Source organism: Blastochloris sulfoviridis, assembly GCF_008630065.1.
Taxonomy (GTDB): Bacteria; Pseudomonadota; Alphaproteobacteria; order Rhizobiales; family Xanthobacteraceae; genus Blastochloris; species Blastochloris sulfoviridis.
This window is the reverse complement of the sequence record NZ_VWPL01000009.1, coordinates 77610-100212: the sequence shown is the minus strand read 5'-3', so window position 1 is coordinate 100212 and position 22603 is coordinate 77610. Positions and strand designations below refer to the sequence as shown.

Sequence of the window (22603 nt, the reverse complement as noted above, 5' to 3'; positions counted from 1 at the left end):
CCTACCCCCACCACGCCTCCGGCGCCACGAACCGCCCGGCGGCCTGCTCAATCGCAGAGCCCAGCGCGAACAGCGTCTCCTCGTCGAACGGCCGGCCGATCAGCTGCAGACCCAGCGGCAGGCCCTGGCCGTCGAGGCCAGCCGGTACGGCGATGCCCGGCAGCCCGGCCATGTTCACCGTCACCGTGAACACGTCGTTGAGATACATCTCGACCGGGTCGGCCGCGCCCTTCTCGCCGATGCCGAACGCAGCGGACGGCGTCGCCGGCGTCAGCACGGCGTCCACCCCGGCGTCGAACGCGATCTCGAAGTCGCGCTTGATCAGCGTGCGCACCTTCTGGGCACGCAGGTAATAGGCGTCGTAATAGCCGGCGGAGAGAACATAGGTGCCGATCATGATGCGGCGGCGCACCTCGCGGCCGAAGCCGGCGGCGCGGGTCTTCTCGTACATGTCGCCGATGCTCTCGCCCGGCACGCGCAGGCCGTAGCGCACGCCGTCGTAGCGGGCGAGGTTGGAGGACGCCTCGGCCGGCGCGACGATGTAATAGGCCGGCAGCGCGTATTTGGTGTGCGGCAGCGAGATCTCGACGATGGTGGCGCCGGCCTCCTTCAGCCAAGCGATGCCCTGCTGCCACAGCGCGTCGATCTCGGCCGCCATGCCGTCGATGCGGTATTCCTTGGGGATGCCGATGGTCAGCCCCTTCACCGGGCGGCCGATCGCCGCCTCGTAGTCCGGCACCGGCCGGTCGACGGAGGTGGTGTCCTTGGGGTCGTGGCCGGCCATCGAACGCAGCAGGATGGCGGCGTCGCGCACCGTCTTGGCGAACGGCCCGGCCTGGTCGAGCGACGAGGCGAACGCCACGATGCCCCAGCGCGAGCAGCGCCCGTAGGTCGGCTTGATGCCGACGGTCCCGGTGAACGCCGCCGGCTGGCGGATCGAGCCGCCGGTGTCGGTGCCGGTGGCGCCCAGGCACAGGCCGGCGGCCACCGCCGCGGCCGAGCCGCCCGACGACCCGCCCGGCACCAGCTTGGTATCAGAGCCCTGCCGACGCCACGGCGACACCACCGGTCCGAACGCGCTGGTCTCGTTCGACGAGCCCATCGCGAATTCGTCATTGTTGAGCTTGCCCAGCATCACCGCGCCGTCGCGCCAGAGCTGGCTGGTGACGGTCGACTCGTAGGGCGGCACGAACTCGCCCAGGATCTTCGAGCACGCCGTGGTGCGCACGCCCTCGGTGCAGAACAGATCCTTGACGCCGAGCGGGATGCCCTCCAGCGGCCCGGCCTCGCCGCGGGCGCGGCGGGCGTCGGAGGCCTCGGCCATGGCCAGCGCCTTCTCCGGCGTCTCCAGCACATAGGCGTTGAGGGCGCGGGCCCGGGCGATGGCGTCGAGATGCGCGGCCGTGAGTTCGCGGGCGGAAAATTCCTTGCGGGCCAGGGCGTCGCGCGCCTCGGCGAGCGTCAGGCGGGTGAGATCGGTCATCGTCTCACTCCACCACCTTGGGGACGAGGTAATAGCCGTCGTCGCTGGCCGGCGCGTTTGCCAGCACCTTGTCGGCGATGAAGCCGTCGGTGACCTTGTCCTCGCGGGCCTTCATCGCCATCGGGGTGACCGAGGTCATCGGTTCGACGCCGGAGACATCGACCTCGGCAAGCTGCTCGACGAAGGCCAGGATGGCGTTGAGCTCGCCCTGGAGATGCGGCACTTCGGCGTCGGTGACGGCAATGCGCGCCAGATGCGCCACACGGCGCACCGTGGCCTGATCGACGGACATGGAAGCCCTCGGGAATGAGCGCCGGATCGGCGCGAAAACGGCTCGTCCAGCTTCTACAAAGCCGCGTTTCGCGCCGCAACCCGCGCCCGGCAATCGGCGCGGGCCACGCCTACCGCGTCACGAGGTCGGCCGGCGGCTTGTCCGGCGCGCCGCGGAACTCGAACAGCTTGCGCAGGAAGCCCGGCGCGACGGCGGAGATCGGATTGATGCGCAGCGTCGGCGCCGATGGCGAGCCCACCACCTCGTAGGTCACGCCGAGCAGTCCCTCATTGGGGCCGCCCATGAACAAGCCGACGATCGGGATGCGGGCGAACAGGTTGTTCAGCCCGTAGGCCGGCACGAAGGTGCCCCGCAAGCCGATCTCGTTGCGGCCGTAATCGATCTGCCCCTCCACCGTGGCGCCGATCTGCGGCCCCCAGATCACCCCTTCGCTGATGGTGATGCGCGAGGGCGCACGCACGAACTCCACCCGCATCTTGGTGAAATTGACCGGCGAGCCGCCGGTCTGGCGGCCACCGGCGCGCCCTTCCGGCTTGCGCTCGGCCGGGGCGGAGGCGATCAGCTTGTCGACGCCGGAATCCCGCACCGCGAAATTGGCCAAGTTGAGCACGCCTTCCTGCGGACCGAGTCCGTCGGCGGACGGCGGATCGATGACCATCCAGAACTCGCCGCCGGACACCTTCGTATAGACGTCGACGAAACGCAGCAGCGCCCCGGCATCGGTGGAATGGGCGATGATGGCGGTGCGCGCCCCTTCGAGTGCCCGCAGGTCGGCCTTCGCCGAGGCTTCGCCGCCGATGCGCGCGGTGAGCGCCAAGGCGCGCAGCTCGCCATTGCGCCGGGTCATGCGGAAGTCGAGCTGGCGGGCGGTCTCGCCGTTCAGGCCGACGACGACGCCGAGCTTGGCTTCCACGTCGAGGTCGCGCGGACGCGAGCGCTGGCGCGTCGCCGCGGCCGAAACCGACGGGCCAGCCAGCAGCGACTTGAGCAACCCGCGCCCGTCGAACACGTCGCCACGCAGCGCAATGCGCAGAACACCGTCATTGCTGCGCTCGAGCTTCAGCGCCGCCCGGTCGCCGTCCGAAAGCTGAAAGGTCGGCAGGTTCACCGACACCGGATCGCCCGTCCCGTCGAGTTCGACCGAGCCCTTGAGAAGGGCGCCGCTGCCCTCCAGCACCAGATCGTCGAACCGCACGGACGTGCCGGATTTCTCGGTGACGGTGAAGGACGCCTTGGCCGGCTTGCCCTTCGGCTTGACCCAGCCCGGAACCAGGTCGGTGATCGCGGCATCCTTGAGGTCGGTCTCGATGGCGAGGCGGCTTTCGCGCTCGCCCATTTTGCCCTGCGCCTTGAGCGCCAGCGACCCGGAGAGCACGCCCGGCGGACCGTCGATGCCGAACTTGGTGCGCGCCGCGTCGTCGAGGGTTGTCTGGAAGCGCACCTCGGTATCGGCGTCCGGGCGGGGCTGGCGGACCTCGAAACTGATCTGGGCACCGGCCACCTTGCCGTCGCCCTTGAACGTCACCCCGTCCTTGGAACTGGCGGCGACCTTGATCGTCGCGCCCTCCACGCGCTGGCCGCGCACCTGCTTGTCGGCGGCGAACCCGGTGAGCTGGGCATCGAGGTTGTAGCTCACGGCGCTGCGCGGCACGTCGCGGATCAAGGGCAGCGAGACCTGGGCGTGCACCGTCGCGGCGCCGCGGGTGGTCTGCGGGTCGAGCTGCGGCGCACCCTGGGCCCGCATCAGGTCGGATTGCATCAGCTCGGCCAGCGCGTCCGCCTGCCCGTCGGCACGGAAGCGGATGTTGGTCGGGGCGCCCTTTGGGAAGGTGTCGGGAATATCGAACACGCCGTCGGAGAGTTCGAGGCGGCGGCCGGACGTTTCGATAGCCGCGCGCGGGATGGTGATGTTGGCGGTGCGGCCGGTGAGGACGGCATTGGCGCTGAAATCGCGCAAGGGCGGCAGGCCTTCGACTGCGGTCACCACGCCGTCCGACAGCACGAACTCCGCGCGAAGGCCCGCATCGGGCAGCGGAAGCTGCTTGTTCATCAGCGCGTCCAGCGGCGAGTTGACCGCGATGTCGCCGCGCTCCAGCGTGCCGGAAAGAACGTTCTTCATGATCCAGGCACGGGCGCCGGGCGCCACCACCGGCGGCCACAGCCGCTTGACCACATGCACCGGCATCCGGCTGCCAGTGAGGCCGAGCTGGAGGGACGGATTCGGGCCGGTGGTGATCAGCGTGGCGGTGGCCGCCGCCGCGACCGCCGAGCCGCCGATCTCGACCTTGTCGATGGTGACGATGCCGGCTGCCGGTTCGATCCGGCCGTGGGCGCTGATGCGATCGAGGATCAGCGGCGGATCACGCGGGCGCTCGGTCGCCAGCTCCATCCGCCCGCGCACCACCCGCCAGGCCCACGCCCCGTCCGCGGTCTCCGGCGGCACCACTGCCGCCGACAGCATGGTGCGGTTCTGGCGGGTCTGGACCACCACCGGCTCGATGGCGATGGTGCGGCGCTGGGCGTCCCAATGGAAATCGGCGCTCGCCTCGTCGATCACCAGCCGGCCTTCGGGATCGTCGCGCGGCCCGATCTGGCCGGCGCCGGCCCGGAACTTGGCGGTGCCGGCAAGCAGGGTGCCGTCGCGCGCCACCCGCGCCCGCACCATGACGTCGAGCGCGGAATCGGCGTGCAGGTCGGCGTCGGCGAGGCCGAACGCCAGCAGCAGATCCTTCGGCGACAGGTCGCGCCCGACGAGGTCGAGCGCCCTCACCTCGTCGGTCTCGTGGCTGATTGTGGCGGTGACGGACCATGGCCCGTCCGCCCCCCCCGACATGAGGGTGACCGCGACCCCGCCCTCGCTCGGACGGCTGAGCGACAACGCAATATTGTCGAACCGCCACTGCCGGTTCTTGGCCGCGTCGTCCACCACCAGCGTGCCGTTCTTCAGGCCGATCGTCGACAGGCCGAGGCCGCCGAAGCCGTCGCGTTCGATCCCTTCCAGAATACCAACCAGCGGCGCCAGCAAAGCCGGCTTGGCGATGTCCTCGGCGGTGGTCGGCGCCAGCGCGGCACTGGGCGGCGGCTCGCGCGATGTTGCTGTCTGCGGCGGCTGGCCAGCCGGGCGCGCCGACAGAGTTGCCGTGCCGCCCTCGATCGTGACCAGCATCTCCGCGCCCGACATTTCGATGCGGCGCGGATTGGGCTGACCGAACAGCCCGCCGAATTCGAGCGCGATCTCGGTCAGCGGCACGGTGGCGACGGTCCGGCCGTCCGCCCCGCGCACGGTCAGGTCGCGCAGCTTGAGCAGCGTCAGCCCATCGGCATCCTCGGCGCCCTCGGCGCCGCCGATCGAGACGGCGTAGCCCTCGCCGAGCCGTTCAGCCAGGGAACTCTCGATCCAGGGCAGCGCCTGACCGAGCAGCGGCCCACGCAGCAGCCACGGCAGGGCGTAGATCGCCACCACCGCCACCAGGACGACGGACAGGCAGGCCGCCGCAAGGCGCGGGCGCCGCCGGACGTCGGGCAGCCATGACAAGACTCGCCGCCCTCCTTCCCGGAGCCCGGCGAGCCCAGCGGCCATCGTCCGCCCTCGCCGTGGAGCCGGCTGGGCACCCGGTCGCTGCCCGTTTAAGCTGTCAGCCATTGGCGGCCGTTCTCCACCAAGAGCATTCTCCGCAAAAGTGGGACGCGGTTTTGCGAAACAGAATGCGCCAACTCAATAACTTAGGGCGTCCGTCTGGTTCAGTCAGATCGGTGGATTCTCTCGAATGCCCATTCTGGACCATCGCGCTGACCCTCGGCCTTACCGCAATTCCGTCATCGCGATTCGGTCCCCTCGCCGGCTGCGCAGATGAAGTTAGAAGAAACGCAGGAACACGCCGAAAGGAAGGCACATGGCTGTCGAAAAAGGACGTCCGGCTCATGAAAAAGAATCGCCGGCCAACGGAAAAGAAGCCAACGCAAAAGAACACGCGGCTCTGGCCGTTGGCGATCCCGCGCCGGACTTCGATCTTCCGGGCGACGGCGGCGGGCGCGTGTCGCTCGCAGGCCTGCTCGGAAAGCCCACGGTCATCTACTTCTTTCCCAAGGCCGACACCTCCGGCTGCACCCGGGAATCGGTCGCCTTCAGCGCCTTGAAGCCGGACTTCGACAAGGCCGGTGTCGCCGTGATTGGCGTCTCGGCCGACCCGGTCAAGACGCAGGACAGGTTCAAGGCGAAGCACAACCTCACCGTCGCCCTCGCCTCCGACGAGGCGAGCTCGATGCTCGAAGCTTATGACGTGTGGGTCGAGAAATCCATGTACGGCAAGAAATACATGGGCATCGAGCGCACCACCGTGCTGATCGGCACCGACGGCCGCATCGCCCGCATCTGGCACAAGGTGAAGATCGACGGTCACGCCGAGGACGTGCTCGCCGCCGCAAGAGCGCTCTCAAAGAGGGAATAATGCATCCTTAGAGAGCATTTCGCGCATATCTCCACCAAGCGTCAGAAATCTTAGATTGTATAACTCTTCCGTCGCGCTCTTTAATTGTGCCTCAAGTTGATGCGAGGTCGAGGCCCGGCGGCGCCTTTGTTCGGGCGGCGCCGATCCGTTCAATTTGCCCTTTATTAACCTTAACCAACTCTAATCGGCGCGTTCAACCTGTCTGCGTTGGCTGCCGATGTCTTCAATCCGATTTGCCTCCCCGTCTGTTCCGACAGCATCGTCCGGCGGCGTGATGATTGGCCGCCGGACGTTCGCAGTCTCCATCGCGGTGTTCGCCGGGGTTCTGTCCTGGGCGGTGGGGCTGACCAGCTATGTGATCTTCCGCGACGAGGCGCTCGCCGGTCTCGCCCATCACTATCGCGACGCGGCGATGGTCTATGAGGACCGGATCAGCGAGCTCAAGGCCGAGATCGAGAAGACCCGAACGCGCCGGATGGTCGAGTACGAGCAGCTCGAACGCAAGATCGAGGGCCTGTTCAAGCGGCAGGCCGCCATCGAGACCCGCCAGCAGACCCTGTCCACGCTGACAGAACGGCCGGCGAAGGCGCAGACCCGCGCGGAAACCGCGCGTCCGAAACCGGAGGCCGGGCTTGTCGCACCTGGGTCCGGCCGACAGCTTGTTGCGCTCCACCAGTTGCTCGACCGCGCCGAGCGTTCCCAGGCAACCATTCTCGACCGCATCGAGGCCCAGACCGAGGCCCGCTCGCGCCGCCTGCGGGCGGCCCTGGACGATCTGGGACTTGGCGCGGCGCGCGTGCCGTCAGCCGCGCCGATGGGCGGCCCGTTCGTGCCGGCCGCGCCCGAGACCAATTTCGAGGCGCGGGCCGCCCGCGTCGCCGCGGCGGTGGACGATATGCGGCGGCTGGAGAAGGCCATCGCCACCATGCCGCTCGGCCGGCCGATCGGCCGCGACGCCGAGGTGACGTCGGGATTCGGCGTCCGGCTCGACCCCTTCCTGCGGCGACCGGCCCAGCACGGCGGCATCGATTTCCGGGCGGATACCGGCACCCCGGTTCGCGCGACGGCGGCCGGCCAGGTCAAGGAGGCCGGCTGGCAGGGCGGCTACGGCAACATGGTCGAGATCGACCATGGCAACGGGCTCTCGACCGTGTTCGGCCACCTGTCCGCGATCGAGGTCGTCGAGGGACAGACCGTGCGCAGCGGACAGATGGTCGGGCGGGTCGGCTCGACCGGCCGTTCGACCGGACCGCATCTGCACTATGAGACCCGCATAGCCGGCGAGGCGGTGGACCCGCAGCGCTTCCTGCGCGCCGGCGTCCGGCTGGGCCTGAGCGAGTCGGACTGAGCCGAGGCCCCAGCACCGCTGCGGGGGCCTCCCTCCCTCTTCTAGAGCGTTATCCGATCTGACTGCATCAGATCGGACGCTCTAAGTTTTTGATTTGTCGCATTTTCTTTCGCAAAACCGGTATCCACTTTTGCGGAGAATGCTCTAATCTTCGGCCATCAGCGCCTTGCGGGCCTCCTGCAGGCTGGCGCGCGTGGCGTCATCGACCTTCGGGAAGGCCAGCTTCAACCCCTCCAGCCGCTTGATGACGGCGGACGCCACCACGAGGCGGGTGAACCATTTGTTGTCGGCCGGCACCACGAACCACGGCGCCGCCTCGGCCGCGGTGTGCTGGATCATGTCCTCATAGGCCGTCATGTAGCGCTGCCAGTGCGACCGCTCGGCAACATCGCCGGCCGAGAACTTCCAGTTCTTGGCCGGATCGTCGATGCGCTCCAGGAAGCGCTTCTTCTGCTCGGCCTTGGAGACGTGGAGGAAGAATTTGAGGATGACCGTGCCGTTGCGGGCGAGATAGCGCTCGAAATTGCGGATGTCCTCGAACCGTTGCTCCCAGATCCGGTCGGTGACCAGCTCCGGCGGCAGCTTCTGGCGCGCCAGCACCTCCTCGTGGACGCGCGCCACCAGCACCTCCTCGTAATAGGAGCGGTTGAAGATGCCGATCCGTCCGCGCTCGGGCAGAGCGAGCTGACAGCGCCACAGGAAATCGTGGTCGAGCTCAGTCGCCGAGGGCGCCTTGAACGGGGTGACGTCGCATCCTTGCGGATTGATGCCGCTCATCACGTGCTTGATGGCGCCGTCCTTGCCCGCCGCGTCCATCGCCTGGAAGATCAGCAGAACCGACCAACGGTCCTGCGCATAGAGCTTTTCCTGGAGGTCGGACAGCCTCTCCACGCCGCTCTGCAGCGCCTCCCGGGCGCCGTCCTTGTCGAGCTTCAGGCCGCCGGTGTCCCCGGGATCGATGTCGGACAGCTTGAAACCCTTGCCGTCTGTGATCCGGTACGGCTTCACGAAATCGTCGGCGCTGATGCTCATGGGTGCTCTCGGAACGAACGGCGGTCCGCACTGCCGGCTGGGGCGAAGGCCCAAGGTCCAAGGTCCAAGGCTCAAGATCCAAGGCCCTCTTGGGCGGGCATGATAGGGCCCAAGCCAGACCGCGCAATCATCCGCCTCCGGTCCGCGCGCCACGTCCCCGCGGCCTGCACAGCTTCCGCTTGCAGAAATTTAAGCAATTTTGTCCGTTGCGCGCGGAACCGAGCACGCATGTTGCCTGTTTATTCCCAGCGGCAGGGTGGTGTCTCGGCCGAGAACAGTCGCAAGTCACGTCAGAGGACACTTCCGGAGAACGACATGAGTGCGGGCACCCGTGGTGTAGAGGCCCATCTTGCGATCGCCCTCTCCTGCCTGTCGTTGGCGCTGGCAGGGGGCACGCTGGTGATGTTGAACCTCGGCGCGCCGAAGAGCCCGACGCCACTCGCGGCCGTCGATACCGGGCCCGTCGCGCACGTGCAGTGGCAGGAAACCCTGCGAACCGCCTTTGACGATCTCTCGCGAATGCCGATCACCACCCTTCCATTGCGGGGCGATGTCGGGTTCGGCCTGATCACCGAACCGGATCCGTCGATGCTGGCGCAGCCGGAGATCGCGCCTTCGGCCATGCCGAAAAGCTGACAATTCGATTTAGGAAACGCTCACACCACCTTCTGCCCAACAAAGAAACGGCCGACTGAGCAGCCGGCCGCTTTGCCTTATGGCTGGCCTCGGTGAAGTCCCGCTCGAGCTTGCGCCGGCGGGGACGTTCAGCTTGGCGGCGACCCATTTCGTTCGCAGGCCACTGGAAGATCCCCGCGGAGTAGATTGTCTCCGCTGCGAAACTCGTCCTAATCGACGTCGTCGACTGCGCCCGGTCCGCCGCCATAGGCCTTCTGGGCGAGCGTCGCCTCCATGAAATCGTCGAGCCCGCCATCGAGCACCTCTTGCGGCGTGCCCGACGTGTGGCCGGTGCGCAGGTCCTTCACCAGCTGATAGGGCTGCAGCACGTAGGAGCGGATCTGGTGGCCCCAGCCGATGTCGGTCTTGGCCGCCTGCTCGGCCATCGCCTCGGCCTCGCGCCGCTTCAGTTCGCGCTCGTAGAGCTTGGCCCGCAGCATGCGCCATGCCTCGGCGCGGTTCTTGTGCTGGGAGCGGTCGCCTTCGCTGACCACCGCGATGCCGGTCGGGATATGCGTCAGGCGAACGGCGGATTCCGTCTTGTTGACGTGCTGGCCGCCGGCGCCGCCCGAGCGCATGGTGTCGACCCGCACGTCGGCCTCGTTGATCTCGATGATGATGCGGTCGTCGACCTCGGGGTAGACGTCGATCGAGGCGAACGAGGTCTGGCGGCGGGCATTGGCGTCGAACGGCGAGATGCGCACCAGCCGGTGTACGCCGGCCTCGGTCTTCAGCCAGCCATAGGCGTTGTGGCCCTTGACGTGGATGGTGGCCGACTTGATGCCGGCGCCCTCGCCCGCCTGCTCCTCGACCAGCTCGACCTTGTACTTCCGCCGTTCCGCCCAGCGCGTGTACATGCGCAGCAGCATCTCGGCCCAGTCCTGGCTCTCGGTGCCCCCGGCGCCAGGGTGGACTTCGAGGAAGGCATTGTTGGCGTCGGCCTCGCCGGACAGGAGCGCCTCGATCTGGCGGCGCGCCGCCTCGGCCTTCACGGCTTCGAGCAGGCCCTTGGCCTCGTCGATGGTCGCCTCGTCCTCCTCGGCCTCGCCCAGCTCGACCAGCGTGATCGCATCGTCGAGTTCGCGCTCAAGCTTGACCACGCCCTCGATCGCGTCGGCGAGCGCGTTGCGCTCCTGCATCAGCTTCTGGGCGGCGTCGGCGTCGTTCCACAGATTGGGGTCTTCCGATGCGGCGTTCAGTTCCGCCAGTCGGCGCTGGGCAACATCCCAGTCAAAGAGACCTCCTCAGCAGTCCCGCGGACTGCTTGATGTCATCGACGAGATTCTGAAGTTCGGCTCGCATGGTTACGCATCCGGTTCGGGAGCGTCGCATGTAGCGGTCCCGCGACCGAAGCGCAACCCGGGAGCTTATAATATTACCGCATCCCGCGGGATGCCCGCATCTTTCGGCAATCCTGCCATTTCGGACGCGGTTGGTCCCGAAAGTTCCAACATTTCCGCCGCTTCATCCGGTCGAATTTACACTTATTGAACCCGGATCTGCTCCAGTGGCGCGCCTCCCACCGTCACCCCTCTTTGGGCCACTGCCATGCGGACACCAGTCGCGCCGACCACGGTCGAGCGATTTTTCGACTCCAGCGAGCTGATCGTCTCGAAGACCGATCTCAAGGGGCGGATCACCTACGCCAATAGCGTCTTCTGCCGCTTGGCCGGGTTCAGCGAGGCCGAACTGCTCGGCCAGCCCCACAGCATCATTCGCCATCCGGACATGCCACGCGCGGTGTTCAAGCTGCTCTGGGATACCATCATCGCCGGGCACGAGATCTTCGCCTACGTCAAGAACATGGCGAAGAACGGCGATTTCTACTGGGTGTTCGCCCATGTCACCCCGTCCTACGACGCCGCCGGCCAGCTCGTGGGCTTCCACTCCAACCGCCGGGTTCCCAGCCGCAGCGCCATTGCGGCAATCGAGCCGATCTATGCCGAGGTCGCCGCCGTCGAGGCCCGCCACAAGAACGGCAAGGACCAGCTCGAGGCCGGCTACCGGCACCTCACCGCCTTCGTCGAGTCCACCAAGAAGTCCTACGATGAACTGGTCCTCGCTCTCTAAGGCCCTGGCCGCCAGCGGCGCGGGCGCAGCGGTTGTCGCCGCGGGCTTCGCGTGCGCGCTCATCGGCTGGCACGGCGCCGTGCCGGTCCTGCTGGCGGTGGGCCTCGCCGCCATGGCGCTGGCCATTCATTTCGCCCTCAGGGTGCGGCGCGAGTTCGGTCGCATTGCCACCGTCTGCCGCGCCATCGCCGACGGCGACTTCGAGATGCGGCTGGTCGGCATCACCGAGCGCGGCGATCTCGGCGCCGTGCAGTGGACGCTGAACGACATGATCGACCGCTGCGACGCCTATGTGCGCGAATCGGCGGCGGCGATGCAGGCGGTCCGCTCCAACACTTATTATCGCACCATCCGCCCCGAGGGGTTGAAGGGCGCCATGCTCGCCGCGGCCAACACCATCAACGCCACGATGGCGGCGATCCAGGCCCGCCTCGGCGCCTTCGCCAACGAGACCGCCCGGTTCGAGACCTCGATCCAGGGCATCGTCGAGAATGTCGCGTCGGCGTCGACCAGCATGGGCGATACGGCCAGCGCCATGACCGAGAACGCCAGCGCCACGCTGAGCCGTGCTACCACGGTGGCGGCGGCCTCGGAAGAGGCGACGGTGAACATGCAGACGGTCGCGGCGGCGGCCACCCAGCTCTCCACCTCGGCCCGCGAGGTCGGCGAGCAGGTCGGGCTGTCGGCCACCATCGCCCAGCAGGCGGTGACCCGCACCCGCGAGGCGCACCAGACCATCCAGGTGCTGGAGACCGCCAGCGAGAGCATCGGCCAGGTCGCCGAGTTGATCCGCGCCATCGCCGCCCAGACCAACCTGCTCGCCCTCAATGCCACGATCGAGGCCGCCCGCGCCGGCGAGGCGGGACGCGGCTTCGCCGTGGTGGCGCAGGAGGTGAAGTCGCTGGCCGGCCAGACCGCCCAGGCGACCAGCCAGATCGCAGCCCAGATCGCCGAGGTCCAGACCTCGACCCACAGCGCGGTCGAGGCAATTGCCGAGATCGCCCGCACCATCGGCGAGGTCGACCAGATCACCAGCCATGTCGCCAAGGCGGTCGAGACGCAGATGGCCGCCACCGAGGAGATCGCCCGCAACGTCGAGCAGGCGTTCGACGGCATCCGCGACATCACCACCAACATCCACGGCGCGACCGAGATCGCCGGCCGCACCGAGACGCTGGCGGACGGCACCAAGGCCGCCTCCGGCGAACTCTCGGCCAAGGCCCAGCAACTGACCGAGGAGGTGCGCAGCTTCCTCGCGGCCCTGCACAACGGTCCGCTGAACCGCCGCAAGCGCGATGACCCGAACTATCGCGGGCCGGAGCGGCGGCAGGACCGCGGCAAGGCTGCAGCCTGATATTCATATCGACGGCCCCGGACGCTGACGCGTGGGGCCGTCGACTCTCGCGGAATCTCTTTCGGGAAATCAGAGATTTCGCGAAAACCCGCGACCGGAACCAACGGTCCGCGTTCGCGGCCGTTGGAATCAGTTGGGTGATCCCGGCCGAGCGCCCCGTGTGTGCGAGCCGGGTCGTTCGCAGAATGGTGTCCTTCCCGAAGGACGGCCCCAGGTCTCGGCTAAGCCTCGCCCGGGGCGACGCTCCCTGCCTACTCCGCCGCGATCTTCGGCAAGAGGTCGAGCGAGGCGCTGAGCGCGGCCGCGTCATAGTCGCGGTCTTCGAGCTTGCCCGACAGGTAGTCCATGTAGGCCTGCATGTCGAAATGGCCGTGGCCGGACAGGTTGAACAGGATGGTGCGCGGCTTGCCTTCGAGCTTCGCCGCCAAAGCTTCGTCAATGGCTGCGCGCACCGCGTGAGTCGATTCCGGCGCCGGCACGATGCCTTCCTGGCGGGCGAACAGCAGGCCGGCCTCGAAGCACGGGTTCTGGTGGACGGCGCGGGCCTCGACCAGGCCGAGTTCGCGCGCGTGGCTGACCATCGGCGCCATGCCGTGATAGCGCAGGCCGCCGGCGTGGAAGCCGGGCGGCACGAAAGCCGAGCCCAGCGTGTGCATCTTCATCAGCGGCGTGAGATGCGCGGTGTCGCCGAAGTCGTAGGCGTAGGTGCCGCGGGTCAGCGTCGGGCAGGCCGCCGGCTCCACCGCCACCACCCGCACCTCCTTGCCCTCGCGCAGCTTCTTGCCGAGGAAGGGGAAGGCGATGCCAGCAAAATTGGAGCCGCCGCCGGCGCAGGCGATCACCACGTCCGGCCAGAACCCGGCCATCTCCATCTGCTCGATGGCCTCAAGGCCGATCACGCTCTGGTGGATGCCGACATGGTTGAGCACGCTGCCCAGCGCGTAATTGGTGTCGGGGTTCTGGGCGGCGACCTCGACGGCCTCGGAGATCGCGATGCCGAGGCTGCCCGGCGAGTCCGGATCGGCGGCGAGGATGGCGCGCCCGGACGCAGTCTCCACCGAGGGGCTGGCGATGCAGGTGGCGCCGTAGGTCTCCATCAGCGCCCGCCGGTAGGGCTTCTGATTGTAGGAGACCTTGACCATGTAGACCTTGACCTCGATCCCGAACAGGGATCCGGCGAAGGCCAGCGAGGAGCCCCACTGCCCTGCCCCGGTCTCGGTCGACAGCTTCCGGACGCCCGCCTCGCGGTTGTAGAAGGCCTGGGCCACCGCGGTGTTGGGCTTGTGCGAGCCGGCGGGGCTCACGCCCTCATACTTGAAGAAGATGCGCGCCGGGGTGTCGAGCGCCTTCTCCAGGCGGCGGGCGCGCACCAGCGGTGAGGGCCGCCACAGGCGATAGATGTCGCGCACCGGCTCCGGGATCTCGATCTCGCGCTCGGTCGAGACCTCCTGGGCGATCAGCGCCATCGGGAAGATGGGGGCAAGGTCGTCGGGGCCGAGGGGCTTGCCGGTTCCCGGATGCAGACCTGGCGGCAGCGGCGCCGGCAGGTCGGCCGCAAGATTGTACCAGGCGCGCGGAATGCGATCTTCCGGCAGCAGATACTTGACGCTGTCGCTCATGGAACTCCCCCCGTGCGAGCGATGAAACTGCGGCGGTAGGTCTAAACAGGATTTGCCGGCGACGCCAATAGCGAGCGGCGCGGATCTCCTCCAACCCGCGTCAAGGCGGAGGCTCGGCTGATCCAAGGTCAGCGCTCGTCCGTATTTGTAACGATGTCGTACGAGACCAGCCCCAGGGACCGGAATTTCGTGTCCCGATCGCCGAAAATCCCATTTCCGAGCAAACATTTCAGGCGAGTATGTTTCCGGCTGTCAGGACGTGATCCCTCGGAAATCCAGTCATGACGGAATTGGTACGAGCGATGCCCCGCGACGACCGCGCCACTGGCCCCGACGCGCCGGCGGTGGTGTGGTTTCGCTTCGACCTTCGCCTGTCCGACAATCCGGCTCTGACCGCCGCGGCGAACTCCGGACGGCCCCTCGTCGGCCTCTATGTGCTCGACGAGACCGGGCATGGTTCGCGTCCGCTCGGGGCGGCAGCGCGCTGGTGGCTCGCGGGCTCGCTTCGCGCACTCCAGTCCGCCCTGGCGCGCGCGGGTGTGCCGCTGATCCTGCGGCGCGGCCCGGCGACCGCCGTCATCTCGGCGGTGCTGCGCGAGACAGGCGCCGGCCTGATCGCCTGGAACCCCCGCCCCATGCCGGCCGAGCAGGCGGCTGACGACTCGGTTCGCGACATCGTCGCGGCGGCTCTCCCGCACGTCGCCATCGCCGATGGCCAGCGCCGTACCTGTCTGCTGCACGATCCGGCCGCGGTGCGCGGGCGGGTGTTCACGCCCTTCTGGAAGACCCTCACGGCCAAGCTGGCGCCGCCCCCACCGCTGCCGGTGCCGCGGCTGCGCGCCGGCCCGAGGATCGATTCCGACCGCCTCGCCGACTGGCGGCTGGAGCCGACCGCACCCGACTGGGCCGGGGGCTTGCGCGACACCTGGACCCCCGGCGAGGCCGGCGCAGCCTCCCGCCTCGCATCATTTCTCGACGGCGGGATCGAAGGATATGCGACGCTGCGCGACCGGCCGGACCTCGCCCACGTCTCGATGCTGTCGCCCCATCTGCGCTTCGGCGAGATCACGCCGGGGCAAGTCTGGCACACGGTGCAGATGGCGCTGGCGAGCGGACGGGCGGCGACGGCCGACGCCGAAAAGTTCCTGTCCGAGCTCGGCTGGCGCGAGTTCGCCTACAATCTCCTGCACCATCACCCCGATATTGCGGCCGCCAACCTCCAGGCGCGTTTCGACGCCTTCCCCTGGCAGCCGGACGACGCGCTGTTGCGTGCGTGGCAGCGCGGCGCCACCGGCTATCCGATCGTCGACGCCGGCATGCGCCAGCTCTGGCGCACCGGCTGGATGCACAATCGCGTGCGGATGGTTGTCGCCTCGTTCCTGGTCAAGCACCTGCTGCAGGATTGGCGGGCCGGCGAGGCCTGGTTCTGGGACACGCTGGTCGATGCCGACCCGGCGTCGAATCCCGCAAGCTGGCAATGGGTGGCCGGTTGCGGTGCCGACGCAGCGCCCTATTTCCGGATCTTCAACCCCATTCTGCAAGGCGAGAGGTTTGATCCCGATGGCGCCTACGTCCGCCGCTTCGTGCCCGAGCTTGCCGGCCTGCCGAACGCCGCCATCCACCAGCCCTGGAGGGCCACGCCGGTTGAGCGTGCTGCCGCCGGCGTCCGGCTCGGCGACACCTACCCCGCCCCCATCGTCGAGCACACGCGGGCACGAAACCGCGCGCTGGCCGCGTTCGGCGAAATCAAGTCAAATGCAGCCTGAAGGCGTATGCTGACAGCCTTCTCACCAAGACGCCTGCGATCCTTCTGCCGCATGGGGAGACATTGATGCGCATCGCCGTGATCGGATCCGGCATCGCCGGCAACGCCGCCGCCTGGGCGCTGAGTGGCAACCATGCCGTGGTGCTCTATGAGCGCGAGCCGCGCCCCGGCGGCCACAGCCACACCGTCGATGTCGACTATGACAGCACGCCGGTCTCGGTCGATACCGGCTTCATCGTCTACAACGAGCGCAACTATCCGAACTTCACCGCGCTGCTCGCCCATCTCGGCGTCGCGAGCCACGTCAGCGACATGAGCTTCGCGCTGTCGCTGGGCGACGGCGCATTCGAATGGTCGGGCCAGTCGCTCGACACCGTGTTCGCGCAGCGCAGCAATCTCGTCTCGCCCGGCTTCTTGTGGATGCTGAAGGAGATCTGGCGCTTCAACACGGAGGCGCCGGCGGCGCGCCGCTCTGGCGATCTCGACAGTCTGACGCTTGGCGTATGGCTCGACCGGCGGCGCTTCTCGCGCCGGTTCATCGATCACTACATCGTGCCGATGGGCGCGGCGATCTGGTCGACGCCGTTCGACCGCCTGCTGGATTTCCCGGCGGCGAGCTTCGTGTCGTTCTTCGAGAACCACCGATTGGTCAATGTGCGCCAGATCGTCTGGCGCACGGTCACCGGCGGCAGCCGCTCCTACGTCGATGCCCTCATCGCCGCCTTCCGCGGCACGCTGCGTCTCGCCACGCCGGTGGCCGCCGTGCGCCGCACCAAGGACGGCGTCGAGGTGGTCGACCGCACGGGCGCGGTCGAGGCGTTCGACCAGGTCGTGTTCGCCACCCACGCGCCCGATACGCTGGCGCTCTTGGCGGATGCCTCCGAGGCCGAGCGGGACATCCTGTCGGCGGTGCCCTACCGGCCCAACCGCGTGTTCCTGCACCGCGATACGGCCCTGATGCCCAAGCGCCGAAAGGTCTGGTCGTCCTGGAACGTCACCGGCGCCATCTCCGCCCCCGCCGACGGCGCCAGCGAGGTCGCCGTCACCTACTGGATGAATCGGCTGCAAGGCATCGATCCGAGCCGGCCGCTGTTCGTCAGCCTCAACCCGGTGCGTGACCCCGATCCCGACCGCGTGTTCCGCACCTTCGAATATGACCATCCGCAGTACGATGGGCGGGCGATCGGCGCCCAGGCCCGGCTTGCCACCATCCAGGGAGCGAACCACGCCTGGTTTGCCGGCGCCTGGACCGGCTACGGCTTCCACGAGGACGGGCTGGTGTCCGGCCTCACCGTCGCCGAAGCGCTCGGCGGAGTCATTCCGTGGCGTACCGTGCCGCGCAACGTCTTCGCCGCGGCGGCGTGAGGCGGCATGAACGCACAGCAGCCACGTCCGCTCGCCAGTCAGCGCCCGCCGCCTGTGGCCGCCGCATCGCTGTTCGAGGGCGTGGTGACGCACGCGCGCCTGCGCCCGGTCGACCACCGCTTCCGCTACCGGGTGACGAGCCTGCTGATCGACATCGATCGGCTCGCGGAGGCCAACCGCCTGTCGCCGCTGTTCTCGGTCGGCCGGTTCAATCTGTGGGGCTTCTCGGAAGCGGATCACGGTGCGGGCGACGGCTCGCCGCTGCGGCCCTGGGTCGATGACCTGCTGGCTTCCGCCGGCGCGCCGCGGCCGGCGCGGGTCTTGCTAATGTGCTATCCGCGGGTGTTCGGGGCCGTCTTCGATCCGTTGTCGGTCTATTGGTGCTACGCGGCCTCCGGCGAGCTTGCCGCCATCCTCTATGCGGTGCGCAACACCTTCGGCGAGCGCCACGCCTATGTCTGCCCGCTCAGGCCCGGCGAGGCGTCGGTCGCCGAGATCCGCCAACAGGCTGAAAAACGGTTCTTCGTGTCGCCGTTCAATGCGCTCGATCAGCGCTATCTGTTCCGCATGCGCCCGCCCGGCGACGATGTCGCGGTGCGCATCCTGCAGACCGACGCCGAGGGGCCGCTGTTTGCCGCGACCTTCTCCGGCCACCACCGCGTGCTGAACACCGCCAATCTGTTGCGCGCATCATTCGTACATCCAATGATGACCGCCAAGGTTCTCGGCGCCATCCACTGGGAAGCCCTGCGGCTGTGGCTGAAGGGCGTTCCCCTCCGCCTGTCGGCGCGGCCGGCGACCGCGCCGCCGCCGGCGAGCCGGGACGGCGTGTTTCTGCCCACGACGCATGATGCGCCCCCCCGTGATGCGAAATCCGGCTGACGAAACAGAGGCCCAAGAACGACGATGACACAACAGCCGATCCTGGTTTCCCCCGGCACGCTTCATCTTGTGGCGCCCGGCCTGCCGCCTGCGGCGCGTCTGGCGCTTTCGCTCGCCGCCCGGATCAGGCACGGCACGCTCACCGTCCAACTTCCGGATGGACGCAGCCTGATGCTCGGCGGCGTCGAGCCCGGGCCGAACGCGGTGATGATCGTCAAGAATTTCAGCTTCGCCCGGCGGCTGATCGTCTCCGGCGATCTCGGCATTGCCGAGGCCTATCTGCGCGGTGAGTGGGAGAGCCCGGATCTGACGCAGTTCCTGCACCTGTTCTGCAGCAACCAGGACCTGACCCAGGCCATGCTCGCCACCCAGCCGCTGGTGCGGCTGTGGCAGAATTTCCGCCACTGGCTGAACCGCAACACCCGCCGGCAGGCCAGGAAGAATATCGAGGCCCATTACGACCTCGGCAACGCCTTCTATGCGGCGTGGCTCGACCCGTCGATGACCTATTCGGCCGCGCTGTTCGAGGGCGGCATCAACGACCTGGAGAGTGCCCAGCGCGCCAAGTATCGACAGCTCGCCGACGAGCTTGCGCTGGCCCCCGGCCACACCGTGCTGGAGATCGGCTGCGGCTGGGGCGGCTTCGCCGAATACGCCGCGGCCGAGCGCGGCTGCAAGGTGGTGGGCCTCACCATCTCGCGCGAGCAGTTCGACTACGCCACGGCCCGCATCGCCAAGGCCGGCCTCTCCGACCGTGTCGAGATCCGCTACCGCGACTATCGCGACGAGCACGGCCTCTACGACCGCGTCGTCTCGATCGAGATGATCGAGGCGGTGGGGGAGACCTTCTGGCCGACCTATTTCCGCAAGCTGCGCGAGCGCCTCCTGCCCGGCGGCCTCGCCGGCATCCAGAGCATCACCATCCAGGACCGGGTGTTCGACGCCTATCGCCGCGAGCTCGATTTCATCCGCCGCTATGTCTTCCCCGGCGGCATGCTGCCGCCGCCGTCGATCTTAAAGGAGCTCGGCGCCCGCATGGGCATGCCCCTGGTGAAGGAGCGCGAGTTCGGGCTCGATTATGCCACCACCATCGTCCATTGGCGCGACCGCTTCCGCGCCGCCTGGCCCCATCTGGCGCCGATGGGCTTCGACGAGCGCTTCCGCCGCCTGTGGGAGTACTACCTCGCCTATTGCGAGGCCGGATTCCGCTCGCGCAACATCGATGTGCGCCAGATGATCTTCGCGCGGGCGGGATGAGCGGTGGCGCGCCGGTCGCGGCCAAGACCGGACAAACGGCCGAGCCGAGCCGCGGCCAAATCCTTGCCTACGCCGCGCCGGCTTTGCCGCTGGCGGCGCTGGCGCTGCCCTTCTACGTGCTGGTGCCGGAATTCTACGCCCGCAGCGTCGGCCTGCCGATCGCCACCGTGGGCGCGGTGCTGCTGGCGGTGCGCATCTTCGATGCCCTCACCGATCCGCTGATCGGGCTCATCGCCGACCGCACCCGCGTGCGCTTCGGCCGGCGGCGCATCTGGGTGGCGGTCGCGGCGCCCGTCACCGCCGGCGCGGCGGTCATGGTGTTCCTGCCGCCGGCCGGCGCCGGCGCGCTTCATCTGCTGCTGTGGGCCGGGCTGATGTCACTGGCCTGGACCGCGCTGGCCGTGCCCTATTTCGCCTGGGGCGCCGAGCTCTCCACCTCCTATGCCGGCCGCAGCCGGGTGGTCGCCGCCCGCGAGACGCTGACCGTCCTCGGCACCGTCGTGGCGCTGCTCGCCCAGGCGATCATTCCCGCCTGGTGGGGCGCCGGGCAGGCAAGCGCGTTGGCGGGGCTGGCCGTGCTCGTCGGGTTGACGCTGCCGGCCGCGGCGGCGCTGGCGGTGGCGGCCGCGCCCGAGCCGGCCGACCGTTCGGTGACCCGGCTCGCCGTGCGCGAAGGCGCGGTGCAGATGCTCGCCAACCGGCCGTTCCGGCGGCTGCTCGCGGCGTTCTTCCTCAACGGCCTCGCCAATGGGTTTCCGGCGACGCTGTTCCTGTTCTATGTCGGCGACCGGCTTGGCGCCGCTGCCTATGCCGGCCCGTTGCTGCTCGTCTATTTCCTGTGCGGGGTGGCCGGGATCCCGGCATGGCTCGCTCTGGCGCAGCGGACGTCGAAACACCGTGCGTGGTCGCTGGCCATGCTGATCGCCTGCGCGGCGTTCGTGACGGCGGCGTTTCTCGGCCCCGGCGACGCCGGCATTTTCCTCGTCGTATGTGTGATCACCGGCCTGACGCTCGGTGCCGACCTGATGCTGCCCGGCGCCATCCAGGCCGACGTGATCGACGTCGACACGGCAGCGACCGGCGAGCAGCGCTCGGGCCTCTATCTTGCCGTCTGGAGCCTCGCCACCAAGGCCGCCTTGGCGGTTGCCGTCGGCATCGCCTTTCCCGTGCTGTCGTGGGCTGGCTTCGATCCGGCGCAGGGCGCCGCGAGCGAGCGTGGCCTGATGACCCTGGCGATGCTCTATGCGGCGGTTCCGGTGGCGCTGAAGCTTGCCGCCATCACGCTCATGTGGCGCTTCCCGCTCGATGCCGCCGAACAGGCCCGCCTGCACGCCACGATCGACAGCAGGAGGGGGGCTTGAGCTATCCGTGCGGCTTGTTCCAGCCGGTGGCTCGCGCCACCAGCGGAAAATAGAGCCAATACGGCAGGAGATTGACGGCTTTCAGGATCCAGGCGAGACGCCGCGGAAACGCGATCTCGAACCGGTCGGTCTCCAGCCCGTCGGCGATCCGCCGGGCCGCGTCCTCGACCGGCAGCAGGAATGGCATCGGGAACGGATTGACCTCGGTCGCCGGGGTGTCGACGAAGCCGGGGCAGATCACCTGCACCGTCACGCCCTGGCGGTCGCAGTCGAACTTCAGGCTTTCGGCCATGTTGATCAGCGCCGCCTTGGTGGCGCCATAGGCGGCCGAGGTGGGCAGGCCGCCATAGCCGGCGACCGACGCCACGAAGGCGATGCGCCCGCGCTTGCGCGCCAGCATGCGCGGCAGGATCGGCGCCAGCGCATTCACCGTACCGCCGAGATTGACCGCGAAGGAGGTTTCGAACTTGGCACGGTCGAAGTCCTCGGCCCGCACCGGCAGATAGAGCCCGGCATTGAGGACGGCGGTGTCGATCGGACCGTCCTCGGTCTCGACGCGCGCCACAAGTGCTTCCAGCGCACCGGCGTCGGTGACGTCGGCCGGCTCGGCGCCGATCGATCCCTTGAGACTGGCCGCTGAACCCGAAAGCTCGGCCAGCGCTTCGGCCCGCCGGGCAGTCGCCACCACTGTGGCTCCGCGGCGGGCCAGCTCAAGAGCCAGCGCCCGACCGATGCCCGAACTGGCACCGGTGATCCAGACGCGCTGTGCGCTCATCTCGAGGTTCTCACCCTTGGCCAGCGAGGCGCTGGAAGATGCGGCCGAGCAGGCCGGTCAGCCTGACGTGACCCTCTTCGACGACAAAGCAGATGCAGTCCTCGCCATCATCGTCGGCCACCGGCTTGTGGTCGATCGACTCGTCGGCAACCGCGACGTCGCCGCGCTCATAGTGTCCGTTGGCGTCGGCAAAGCCGCCCTTCAGCACCAGCACCGCCTCAAGTCCGGTGTGGGTGTGGGAGGGCATCGCCTGCCCCGACCGGATCCACAGCAGGCTGGCCTCGCCGTCCTCGCTGTCGAGGTGGCACTCCTTCAGGCCGGGCAGCCTGGACTTCCAGGCGATTTCGCTGAACGGGCGGCCGATGAAGCGGCGCAGCGCCACCGGCAGCACCGGATCGGCCGGCGTCCGCGGCCGGGCCCGGATGGGGCCGGACGGCGCCTCGTCGGCAAGGATGGCGGCAATGCGGGCATCGCGGTCGGCGAGCGCCACCGGCGGCGCCTCGTCGAGAAGCATGCCGCCCACCGCCTCCAGATCATGCACGAAGCGCCGGTTGTCCGGAGAGAGCTCCAGATGCGCCTCGATCAATACGGACATCGGGCTCCGCAGCGCCCCGGCAGCATAATCGGCCAACAAGGCATCGACTGCGGCCGCCCCTGCCTGGTTCGTGTGGGTTTGGCTCGCATGGGTCATGTTCGACGTCACCTCGGCTGCGTTGACGACATTGTTACGGTGGAGGCGCTTTTCCGGATCACATCGGCAAAGGACGGATGTAGCCCGAATTTCCGCCCGCGGGCGGAAATTCGTTCGCAGAGGCCCGAGATCCGTTGATCGGACAAGGATTTCCGGAGCGCCGGCAACGACCCCCCGGGGCGGCCA

18 protein-coding genes are annotated in these 22603 nt (G+C 68.4%); 10 read left to right on the top strand and 8 right to left on the bottom strand.

Going from position 1 to position 22603, the window contains the following annotated elements:
* Nucleotide 1: 1 nt before the first annotated feature.
* The 3 genes from gatA to F1193_RS07160 form a co-directional block, all read right to left on the bottom strand.
* Nucleotides 2-1483 (bottom strand): Asp-tRNA(Asn)/Glu-tRNA(Gln) amidotransferase subunit GatA, encoded by a 1482-nt coding sequence (gene gatA, locus F1193_RS07170; RefSeq protein ID WP_150096998.1) that lies wholly within the window; start codon nucleotides 1481-1483, stop codon nucleotides 2-4.
* Between the two features lie 4 nt (nucleotides 1484-1487).
* Nucleotides 1488-1775: an Asp-tRNA(Asn)/Glu-tRNA(Gln) amidotransferase subunit GatC gene (gene gatC / locus F1193_RS07165; RefSeq protein WP_150096997.1), complete on the bottom strand. Its 288-nt coding sequence runs from the start codon at nucleotides 1773-1775 to the stop codon at nucleotides 1488-1490.
* 109 nt (nucleotides 1776-1884) lie between these two features.
* Complete coding sequence (locus F1193_RS07160) at nucleotides 1885-5310, bottom strand: YhdP family protein (RefSeq protein ID WP_150096996.1); 3426 nt, start codon at nucleotides 5308-5310, stop codon at nucleotides 1885-1887.
* A gap of 358 nt (nucleotides 5311-5668) precedes the next feature.
* On the opposite strand from F1193_RS07160, the gene F1193_RS07155 reads away from it, so the two are divergent.
* Nucleotides 5669-6223: a peroxiredoxin gene (locus F1193_RS07155; RefSeq protein WP_150096995.1), complete on the top strand. Its 555-nt coding sequence runs from the start codon at nucleotides 5669-5671 to the stop codon at nucleotides 6221-6223.
* Nucleotides 6224-6497: 274 nt separating this feature from the next.
* Nucleotides 6498-7571 (top strand): M23 family metallopeptidase, encoded by a 1074-nt coding sequence (locus F1193_RS07150; protein WP_170263435.1) that lies wholly within the window; start codon nucleotides 6498-6500, stop codon nucleotides 7569-7571.
* Between the two features lie 144 nt (nucleotides 7572-7715).
* Here the strand turns inward: F1193_RS07150 and F1193_RS07145 are convergent, their stop codons facing one another.
* A complete protein-coding gene (locus F1193_RS07145; protein WP_150096993.1) occupies nucleotides 7716-8603 on the bottom strand; it encodes a polyphosphate kinase 2 family protein in 888 nt (295 codons plus the stop codon).
* A gap of 315 nt (nucleotides 8604-8918) precedes the next feature.
* Here F1193_RS07145 and F1193_RS07140 point away from each other — a divergent pair, with 315 nt between their 5' ends.
* The gene (locus F1193_RS07140) at nucleotides 8919-9239 is read left to right on the top strand and encodes a hypothetical protein (protein WP_150096992.1); all 321 of its coding nucleotides are present in this window, start codon (nucleotides 8919-8921) and stop codon (nucleotides 9237-9239) included.
* A gap of 209 nt (nucleotides 9240-9448) precedes the next feature.
* Here F1193_RS07140 and prfB read toward each other — a convergent pair.
* Nucleotides 9449-10580 (bottom strand): peptide chain release factor 2 gene (gene prfB, locus F1193_RS07135; RefSeq protein ID WP_150096991.1). Its coding sequence is split into 2 segments (ribosomal slippage): nucleotides 9449-10510 and nucleotides 10512-10580, totalling 1131 coding nucleotides; the frame shifts between segments, so codons are not numbered across the junction.
* A 246-nt stretch (nucleotides 10581-10826) separates the two neighbouring features.
* Between prfB and F1193_RS07130 the strand changes: the two genes are divergently transcribed.
* Nucleotides 10827-11348, top strand: coding sequence for a PAS domain-containing protein (locus tag F1193_RS07130; RefSeq protein WP_150096990.1), 522 nt, complete (start codon nucleotides 10827-10829; stop codon nucleotides 11346-11348).
* Nucleotides 11326-12702 (top strand): methyl-accepting chemotaxis protein, encoded by a 1377-nt coding sequence (locus tag F1193_RS07125; protein ID WP_150096989.1) that lies wholly within the window; start codon nucleotides 11326-11328, stop codon nucleotides 12700-12702. The genes F1193_RS07130 and F1193_RS07125 overlap by 23 nt, the downstream gene beginning before the upstream one ends.
* Before the next feature lie 251 nt (nucleotides 12703-12953).
* On the opposite strand, the gene F1193_RS07120 is transcribed toward F1193_RS07125, so the two are convergent.
* Nucleotides 12954-14321: a TrpB-like pyridoxal phosphate-dependent enzyme gene (locus F1193_RS07120; protein ID WP_150096988.1), complete on the bottom strand. Its 1368-nt coding sequence runs from the start codon at nucleotides 14319-14321 to the stop codon at nucleotides 12954-12956.
* Between the two features lie 302 nt (nucleotides 14322-14623).
* Here F1193_RS07120 and F1193_RS07115 point away from each other — a divergent pair, with 302 nt between their 5' ends.
* The 5 genes from F1193_RS07115 (at nucleotide 14624) to F1193_RS07095 (ending at nucleotide 20951) form a co-directional block, all read left to right on the top strand.
* Nucleotides 14624-16087 (top strand): cryptochrome/photolyase family protein, encoded by a 1464-nt coding sequence (locus tag F1193_RS07115; protein ID WP_150096987.1) that lies wholly within the window; start codon nucleotides 14624-14626, stop codon nucleotides 16085-16087.
* 65 nt (nucleotides 16088-16152) lie between these two features.
* Nucleotides 16153-17451 carry an NAD(P)/FAD-dependent oxidoreductase gene (locus F1193_RS07110; protein ID WP_150096986.1) on the top strand — a complete coding sequence of 433 codons (1299 nt, stop codon included), beginning with the start codon at nucleotides 16153-16155 and terminating at the stop codon, nucleotides 17449-17451.
* A 6-nt stretch (nucleotides 17452-17457) separates the two neighbouring features.
* Nucleotides 17458-18333: a DUF1365 domain-containing protein gene (locus F1193_RS07105; RefSeq protein WP_150096985.1), complete on the top strand. Its 876-nt coding sequence runs from the start codon at nucleotides 17458-17460 to the stop codon at nucleotides 18331-18333.
* A 24-nt stretch (nucleotides 18334-18357) separates the two neighbouring features.
* Nucleotides 18358-19590: an SAM-dependent methyltransferase gene (locus F1193_RS07100; protein ID WP_150096984.1), complete on the top strand. Its 1233-nt coding sequence runs from the start codon at nucleotides 18358-18360 to the stop codon at nucleotides 19588-19590.
* Nucleotides 19587-20951 carry an MFS transporter gene (locus F1193_RS07095; protein WP_150096983.1) on the top strand — a complete coding sequence of 455 codons (1365 nt, stop codon included), beginning with the start codon at nucleotides 19587-19589 and terminating at the stop codon, nucleotides 20949-20951. The genes F1193_RS07100 and F1193_RS07095 overlap by 4 nt, the downstream gene beginning before the upstream one ends.
* Nucleotide 20952: 1 nt before the next feature.
* Here the strand turns inward: F1193_RS07095 and F1193_RS07090 are convergent, their stop codons facing one another.
* Nucleotides 20953-21726 (bottom strand): SDR family NAD(P)-dependent oxidoreductase, encoded by a 774-nt coding sequence (locus F1193_RS07090; RefSeq protein WP_150096982.1) that lies wholly within the window; start codon nucleotides 21724-21726, stop codon nucleotides 20953-20955.
* A 10-nt stretch (nucleotides 21727-21736) separates the two neighbouring features.
* Nucleotides 21737-22417 carry a ChrR family anti-sigma-E factor gene (locus F1193_RS07085; RefSeq protein ID WP_150096981.1) on the bottom strand — a complete coding sequence of 227 codons (681 nt, stop codon included), beginning with the start codon at nucleotides 22415-22417 and terminating at the stop codon, nucleotides 21737-21739.
* Nucleotides 22418-22603: the final 186 nt, after the last annotated feature.